Annotated in this window: 8 protein-coding genes and 1 pseudogene; 6 read left to right on the forward strand and 3 right to left on the reverse strand. The window is 70.1% G+C overall.

The features are described 5' to 3' along the window. Positions 1-211 precede the first annotated feature (211 nt). Entirely contained in the window at positions 212-952 is a 741-nt protein-coding gene (locus tag ACIA6T_RS32655; protein WP_399450137.1) for a dienelactone hydrolase family protein, read from the forward strand. 174 nt (positions 953-1,126) lie between these two features. Here ACIA6T_RS32655 and ACIA6T_RS32660 read toward each other — a convergent pair whose 3' ends face one another. Together ACIA6T_RS32660 and ACIA6T_RS32665 are read right to left on the reverse strand one after the other, a co-directional pair. Further along, entirely contained in the window at positions 1,127-1,507 is a 381-nt protein-coding gene (locus tag ACIA6T_RS32660) for a fic family toxin-antitoxin system, toxin component (RefSeq protein WP_399450138.1), read from the reverse strand. Continuing rightward, entirely contained in the window at positions 1,507-1,752 is a 246-nt protein-coding gene (locus tag ACIA6T_RS32665; protein ID WP_399450139.1) for a hypothetical protein, read from the reverse strand. Before ACIA6T_RS32665 ends, ACIA6T_RS32660 begins: the two co-directional genes overlap by 1 nt. A 414-nt stretch (positions 1,753-2,166) precedes the next feature. On the opposite strand from ACIA6T_RS32665, the gene ACIA6T_RS32670 reads away from it, so the two are divergent. The 5 genes from ACIA6T_RS32670 to ACIA6T_RS32690 all read left to right on the forward strand — a co-directional run bounded on the left by ACIA6T_RS32670 (position 2,167) and on the right by ACIA6T_RS32690 (position 6,110). Beyond that, a complete protein-coding gene (locus tag ACIA6T_RS32670) occupies positions 2,167-3,009 on the forward strand; it encodes a phosphotransferase (protein WP_399450140.1) in 843 nt (280 codons plus the stop codon). A 1,003-nt stretch (positions 3,010-4,012) separates the two neighbouring features. After that, positions 4,013-4,465 (forward strand): MarR family transcriptional regulator, encoded by a 453-nt coding sequence (locus tag ACIA6T_RS32675; RefSeq protein WP_399450146.1) that lies wholly within the window; start codon positions 4,013-4,015, stop codon positions 4,463-4,465. After that, the gene (locus ACIA6T_RS32680) at positions 4,462-4,773 is read left to right on the forward strand and encodes a replication initiation protein, RepL2 (protein WP_383356213.1); all 312 of its coding nucleotides are present in this window, start codon (positions 4,462-4,464) and stop codon (positions 4,771-4,773) included. Before ACIA6T_RS32675 ends, ACIA6T_RS32680 begins: the two co-directional genes overlap by 4 nt. Positions 4,774-4,989: 216 nt before the next feature. Further along, positions 4,990-5,439 (forward strand): hypothetical protein, encoded by a 450-nt coding sequence (locus ACIA6T_RS32685; RefSeq protein ID WP_399450141.1) that lies wholly within the window; start codon positions 4,990-4,992, stop codon positions 5,437-5,439. After that, entirely contained in the window at positions 5,436-6,110 is a 675-nt protein-coding gene (locus ACIA6T_RS32690) for a nucleotidyl transferase AbiEii/AbiGii toxin family protein (RefSeq protein WP_399450142.1), read from the forward strand. The genes ACIA6T_RS32685 and ACIA6T_RS32690 overlap by 4 nt, the downstream gene beginning before the upstream one ends. A 222-nt stretch (positions 6,111-6,332) precedes the next feature. Here the strand turns inward: ACIA6T_RS32690 and ACIA6T_RS32695 are convergent. Next, positions 6,333-6,566: pseudogene (locus ACIA6T_RS32695) on the reverse strand (FAD-binding monooxygenase); the annotation flags it as partial.

A 6,566-nucleotide genomic window follows, 5' to 3' on the forward strand; every position in this document is an offset into this window, starting at 1 on the left:
CTGTGCGATGGCGGCCAGCGGTACCAGAAATTCCGCGAAAACCCGTTGGGCGGACGCGGCGACCGCTGCTACGTTTCCGGCGGCCGTGCGAGAGATCGAGGAGGTGGTACCCGTGAACGCAGTACCGACATGGGTGCTCCCCTCCGGGGTCGCGGTCGGGCGATAGGTCGTCCGGGAGCGCCGTTCCAGTGCACTCCCGAAAGGCACGACCATGCGATTCACTTCCGAGCGGCGCTTCGACGACGGCGTCCTCGAACGCGAGTTCACCCTCGGTGAGATCCCCGGCATCCTGTGGACGCCCGGATCCGCCTCCGCATCCGCACCGGTGCCGCTGATCCTGCTCGGCCACCCTCCCCTCGGACTGCGCACGATGTACCCCCGGCTGATGGACCGGGCCCGGCACTCCGCGGCGGAGGGCTTCGCCACGGCCACCATCGAGCTCCCCGGAAGCGGCGACCGGCCCCGCCGGCCCGCCCTCGAGCAGGCCCGCGCCGACCTGCGCCGGGCGCTGGAGGCCGGCGAGCCGGTCGGCGACGAGATCGTCGACGCCCTCGTCCTCCCGCTCGTCGACGAGGCCGTCCCGGAATGGCGGGCCGCCCTGGACCTCCTCCTGTCGCTGCCCGGGATCGGCGGCCCGGTCGGGTACTCGGGGGGACTGATCTCCGTCGGCGTCCGACTGGCGGTGGTCGAGCCGCGCATCGTGGCCGCCGCTCTCTTCGCCGGGAGTTTCGTGCCTCGCGTCATGTTCGAGGAGGCCCGCCGGGTCACCGTTCCCCTGCACGTCCTGCTGCAGTGGGACGACGAGGGGAACGACCGGCAGACGGCCCTGGACCTGTTCGACGCCTTCGGTTCCAGGGAGAAGTCCCTGCACGCCAACATGGGCGGGCACACCGGCGTCCCGCGGTTCGAGGGAGACGCCGTGGTCCGGTTCTTCACCCGACATCTGATGTGAGGCCGGGCCGTCGGACCGGAGGCAGACGGTGAGCGGCGTCGGCCGGCATGCCGCTCGGTGTCACCGGTCCCCGCCCCGCCCCTCGTCGCCGGGCGTACCGGGCCACCGTGCACGCGGTCGGGCCGATGAGCCCCGTCCCTGTGCCGTCGGGCATGTCCAGGGTGACGGGCCCCTTCAGGTGGTGGTGGTGGGCCAGTCGCGCAGCAGGGCGGCGATCTTCCCGGCGGTGCAGGCCGGGTCCAGGAGCAGGTCCTTGAGGGCGAGGGCGTCCTCGCGGGCGGGTTTGACGGTGATCCCGGCGGCCTCGAGGTACATGACGCCGGTGGCGGCGGCGACGGCCAGGTTGGAGCGCTCCAGCCAGCGGCAGCGGCCCAGCGTGTGCACCAGGGCGGCGGCCTTGGCGTAGGGACCGTCGTAGACGGGCCGCTCGAACAGTTCGGCCCGGTGGCGGGCGACCGCCGAGACCGGGACGCCGTAGTCGTCGGGGGCCGGATCGTTCACCCCGGCGGCCTCGGCGACCTGCAGGATCCAGGGAACGTCGAGGTGCGGGTTCATCAGGCGGCGCGTGCTCCCCGAGCCGTTTCCGGCTGCTGGGCGTCCTCGGCTTCGTCGAAGAGTGCCTGGTGTTCGGCCAGGAAGCGGGTGGCTGCGTCCACCGCGCGGGCGCGCAGGCCACTGGTGTCGTCCTCCACCAGCCGGGAGAGGTAGTCCCCGATGCTCAGTCCCAGGTCGGCGGCGCGCTTCCTCGCGAGTTCCGCGACGTCCTCGTCCACGCGCGCACCCAGTTGCGTCTTCGCCATACCCGCATGGTAACAGGTGTTACCGCCGTGTGCGGATGGCGGCCCCGAACGCCGCTCCGCCCGAACGCGCACCGCCTCACCCCGTCGCGCAGCAGCAGGCGGCAGCGAACCCTCGTGTATTCGGGACACCACAGGGGCCGTGGACCGTCGGCCCTCCGGCACCACGCTCTGAAGGCCGGTGACGACCACCGGTGGAACTCGACACCGCGCGGCCTCGGAATGCTCCACGTCGACGACCCGGACGCAGGCCGTCCACATGACCGGCCGAATAAATCCTCGGGCCTGTGCGGGTCCTGCCTTGCGATGCTTGGCGCCGGGTCCGGGGGTGGCCGCCGAATGATGCCCACGAAGACACCGGGGGCATCGCCGCTGTCCCCGGACGGGTATGTGTACTCAACACTGAAGGAGAAGGACATGGAGCCGTCAGAACTCCGCCGCGCCGTTGAGGCAGGGCGGGCGACCGCTTCGGAACTGGGCCTTCAGGTCGACGACGCGATCGTCATCCACAACTCGGACCGCGTCGCGCTGCGTCTGGTCCCTTGCGATGTCCTGGCTCGGGTCGCGCCGTTGGGGCATCTGGCTGACTCCGAGTTCGAAGTCGAGGTTGCCCGCCGTCTCTCCGCCGTCGACGCTCCGGTGGCTGAGCTCGAGCCCCGGGTCGAGTCCCGGGTCCATCCGCGTGATGCCTTCGCCGTTTCGCTCTGGACCTACTACGAACCGGTGGGGTCGGAGATCGCCCCGGCCGACTACGCGGACGTGTTCCTGCGGCATCATGCCGCCCTGCGCCGGATCGATCTGGACGCACCGCATTTCACCGATCGAGCCGCCGTGGCACTGAGAGAGGTGAACGACCGGGAGCGCTCTCCCGAACTGTCCGATTCCGACCGGGAACTCCTCAGCGACACACTTGGTGGACTGAGCGCCGTGATCAGCAGCGCCAAAGCCGGCGACCAGCTGCTGCACGGCGAGCCTCATCCGGGCAACCTCCTGAACACGAGGAGAGGGCCGCTTTTCGTAGACCTCGCCACCTGCTGCCGTGGGCCGATCGAGTTCGACCTCGCCCATGCGCCCGAAGAAGTGGGAAAGCGCTATGCGGGGGCCGACCACGACCTGATCCACCGGTGCCGCGCCCTGAACTGGGCGATGTTCTCCGCCTGGCGCTGGCGCCGGGACGACCAGATGCCCGACCGGGACCACTGGAGAGCGGAGGGCCTCAACCAGGTTCGTACCGCACTCGATCGCTGCGCACTGGACTGAACCTGACACGGAGGGGCTGCTGGACGGCCCCGGTCCGCTGCGCCGTGTCAGGCATCCCGTCACGGTGCGGCGGCCGGACTCGGCCTGCTTGAGAGGACACCTCATTCCCCCGCCCCGTGCCCGCGTCACTACCCCGGACACGGGCCGGTCACATGATCCGCCAAACAGGTCCTGATGGTCCTGGTGGTCGTCGTCGGGCGGCAACAGGGTGGTGCCGTGAGGGTGGCGCAGCATCTGCGAGGGCCGGACGGAAGCCGGCTCCGCGCGGCTCTCCGCGCCCACGGGTCGGTACGCCGTCGGCCCCTGGGGGCCTCCGGTGCACCGACGGGGCCTGCGGGTGCCTGGGCGGCTGCGGCTTGTCGAGGGCGTCGACGAATGCGTGGCCGAGGTCGGCACGGGCTGATGGAGGCATACGTGACGGGTGGCTCGTCGGCTGCGGCCGCGTCGTGGCGTGCTTTCGTCGGCTGAGGACGGGGGAGGGGGCCGGGTTCTTCGGCGACAGGTTGGAAGCGGGGGCCGCGGTGAACGCTCCATGGGGAGGTGCTGAGCAGTGCCTCGCGCGACCGCTTTCAGGAGCACGGTGTGTGGGCGGGAGCTGCCGTAAGCGACAGTCTGTGTTGCTGTAAGAGAGGGCGCGCGGAGAAAGAACGCCCTGACCAGCAGAGATACCTTTCTGCACACAGTTCTGACGATCTGGCAGCCGGTTCTGAGCATCGTGCACCCGGTTCCTGAGGGCAGGGCAGGCAGTTCCGGGAACCGCTGTGCCCATGTTCCAGGAACCGTGACCACGCCTGCAGGAACCGACCAGATTGACGTCAGGTACATGAGCCGGCGCTGCTTTCCCTGGGGGGCGACCTCGGCTGCGGATCGATGCCCGGTGGAGCGACACGCCCTGGAAGCGGACTACATGAACTCCACGCTCATGTACGTTGAGTTCATCTGGTCGGCGCTGAGGACCGCCGCTCATCGACGTCAAGGCAATGTCCGGCCACGGGAGGGCCTGTTGGGAGCAGTACGCAGACTGGTCGACGCCGACACCGGCGAGGCCATCCCCTACGCGCCCTATGCCTTCTCGGGCGAGCACATCCAGGTGGACAAGGCCAGAGTCGAAGCGATCACCGAGAGCAAGGAATTCACCCCGAGCCAGAAGTACATGGTGCTGTGGTGGATCGGGGTCTCCCCTCAGGGCATGGCACCGCTCAGGGCGACCGGCGCGGACATCGCCAAGAAGGTCGGGATGACCGCCGATGCCGTCGGCAAGATCAACCGGAAGCTGCTCAAACAGCGCATCCTGATCGAGCGCGGACGCATCGGCAACTACAGGCTCTACCGGATCAGCCCGTACATTGCTTTCCACGGGACCGGCATCGAGCAACGGGAAGCGATCAGGACATGCAACCCGCCGGACATCCCCGGCTTCAACAAGACGGCTCCTTCACTGTGGGAGGTCCAGTGAACAACGACGACAAGCACAAGCTCCTGGACGTCCTGCACCGCACGGCCGGCATGACCGCCAACCAGCGCCTGGTCGTCATGCTCTACGCGATGCACCCCACCGACCGCGCCGGTGCCGTCGTCGAGACCGGCGCCAAGCTCGCCGAACTCGTCGGAATGTCCCCGACCGTCTTCTCCCGCACCCGGCGCCAGGTCGTGGAGGCCGGATGGCTCGAGGAATCCGAGCGGCTCGCACACATCAGCTATTACAGGCTCAGTGCGAAGAGCACCGGCGAGGACGTCGTCGTCCCTCTGCGTCGCGCGACCTGAACAGCTCCGGGACCGGAACTCATGTACGTGAGGTCAATGAGCACCGATCCTGAGACAGGTGCTCATTGACCTCACGTACATGACAGCCCGATGTCTCCGGACAGGGACGAGCAAGCAGACGTCTCCGGACCCGGCCCGGCCGCCGAGACCGTCGACCGCAAGCCCGCACCGGAGCTGACGACTCCCTCCCCGGGGCGCAGCCGACATAATGGAGGCATGTCATCCGTGCCGCAGCGATCAGCTTTCGCCCAAGCCCGGGCCGGTGGGCCCGCCGGCCCGGGCGGCACGGACCTGCGGCTGTACCGGGAGAAGTTCCGGCGCCGTCTGCCGTCGGACCTCCTGGAGCTGCGGGGACCCGCGGAGGGGGTCGTGGAGCCGTCGGCCACCGTCGTCTGGTCCGGACTGCGCGCCTTCGACCTCGGCAACGAACGGCAGCGCATGAGCCTGTACCGCACCGTCCTCGCCGAAGGCATGCGCGAGGACCTGTGCGCCCTCCTCAACCACGACCTCCTGCTGAGGCTGTGGCCCACCCTGCGGATCCTGGTCTCGACCACGGTCCGCGGCGTGTGGGAGGAGGCGTTCCCGGAGCTGCGGGCCCTGGCGGACCTCCCCGCCGCCCAGCCCCCCGCCCGGCGCCGCCCGCACGAGGGCGCGGCCGTCGCGTGATCCTCCCCGACCTGCACGCCCGCCTCCTCGCGGACGTCCTGGCCATCGGTTCTCCTTATCCCCTGGTGATCACGGGCGGCTACGCCGTCCAGGCCCACGAGCTCCTCGCCCGTCCGAGCCAGGACCTCGACGTCGCGACCGAGAACCCGGCGCCCATGAACGAGATCGTCCGTGCTCTCACCGACGGTCTGACCACACGGGGCTGGCAGGCCGACGTCATCGAGGTCGCTCCGCTCTCGGCCCGCCTCAACGTCACGGACACCCGCTCGGACGCCCAGGAGACCTGCGAGGTGGACGTCCTCAAGGAGGTCTTCTTCCGCCCCGTCGCCTCCAGCGCGTACGGGCCCGTCCTCGCCGAGGAGGACGTGATCGGTACCAAGGTCCGTGCCCTGGCCGAGCGGGGCCTCGCCCGTGACGCCCTGGACGTCTTCGCCGCCTCCCGCCGCTGGACCACCACCGACCTGGAGGAATTCGGCCGGCGCCATGCCCGCGACCGCTTCGACCTCGACTCCCTGCATACCCGCCTGACTGCCGTCGCCTGGATCGACGACGCCGAGTTCGAGGCGTACGGAGCGGACACCGCCCTGGTCGACGAGCTGATGACCTGGGCCCAGGAGTGGGCCGACGCCCTCGGCCGCCGACTGCTCCGCGACCAGGACACCGACCGTTGAGGTTCTCTCCTCCCTTCGCGAGCTCAGGAAGGGGATTCCCGTCCGCCTTGCGGCGACGGGCTCGACGCCCCGGCCGCCCCGTCCCGCGACTCGTCAGGGAACGCGGTCGGTTCGCGGCCTGAACGGCCGCGCAACACCGGGTGGGCATGGGTGTCGCCGGCCAGGACGCCGCCGGGTACGAACGGTCTGCCCCGCGGGGCAGACCGTTCGTACCCGGCTGGTTCAGGCGGGCAGCGGCTGGGCCCGCTCGAAGCCCCGGGCGACGCGTTCCTGCATCTCCGGGGTCATCAGGGCGGTGGGCGGGTCGACCAGGCCGGCCACGCGCATGAAGGTGGCCGTCACCTCGCCGTCCACCGCGGCCGCGGTGTGCAGCCTGGCCATGTACATCCCGGACTGCTCCCACTCGGGGGTCCGTACGCCCTCCACCTCCGGGTAGCCCAGGTCGGCGCCCGCGGA

This window comes from Streptomyces sp. NPDC051740 (genome assembly GCF_044453165.1).
Lineage (GTDB): Bacteria > Actinomycetota > Actinomycetes > Streptomycetales > Streptomycetaceae > Streptomyces > Streptomyces atrovirens.